Source organism: Fulvivirga aurantia, from assembly GCF_009711475.1.
In the GTDB taxonomy this organism is placed as follows: Bacteria; Bacteroidota; Bacteroidia; order Cytophagales; family Cyclobacteriaceae; genus Fulvivirga; species Fulvivirga aurantia.
In genome coordinates, this window is sequence record NZ_SMMD01000166.1 from 1 (window position 1) to 790 (window position 790).

Genomic DNA, 790 nt, shown 5'->3' on the forward strand with positions numbered 1-790 from the left:
TATCAGAGATAAGGGCTAGAAAAACATAGCCATGTATGTGATTCCAATTTTATGATATGAAAAGTCTACTAAATTTGGAGCTATACTTAAAGGGTCGATTCTTTCTATCTCACCGTAGGTACTTAAGTAGTTGTAGGTAAATACTATACGTCTATTCTTGCTTAACTTCCGTATGTAAGTGCCCCCAATGTAAGCGCTGGCTTTATTTTGTAATGAATTTGTCTCAAAGAATGTATCGCCAGTGGGTGTTGTTCTTGTGCTAGTAACTTCAGAGTTTACATCATACCACATATTGTACCCTCCGGATAGGTAAAAAGAACTGTACCTGTCATTTAAAACTCTTAAATCCAAATAGATAGAAATTATAAGTGAATTATATGAAATTGTGTGTCTATCGTATATAACTTGTGAGTTGAAATAAGACGCGTCTGCATTGAGGGAGAGAAGACCAAATTCCCCCCTGAGGCCGAGGGTTGGTAATAGGTTTATCTGTGATTTTTCCTCTAAGTTTAGATTTTGCGGAGAGGAGGTAAAATAACTAGACTGAAAGCCAAATTTAAAACCAAGTTTATCAGGTTTTTTAAATTTAGCTCTCTTGTATTTTTCTGGAAGTATATATTGATTATAAGCCGACAGATATGTAGCAGCATCATACGGAGTATTGACTTTGTTTGTTTTTACTTCATTTTCAAACAAACTGGCAGAATCTAGATGTGATTTAAGACTCTCAGAAAGCTGCTCTGAGTTAAGCAGATAAAAACCTGAATGGGTAGAAAGGTAAGTATCCCAA

At 35.3% G+C, this 790-nt stretch carries 1 protein-coding gene; it reads right to left on the bottom strand.

The genetic code is table 11. The annotated features are described in order from the left end of the window. Positions 1 to 15: 15 nt before the first annotated feature. A partial coding sequence (locus E1176_RS20150) for a hypothetical protein (protein ID WP_185152487.1) occupies positions 16 to 790 on the bottom strand: 775 nt, incomplete at its 5' end.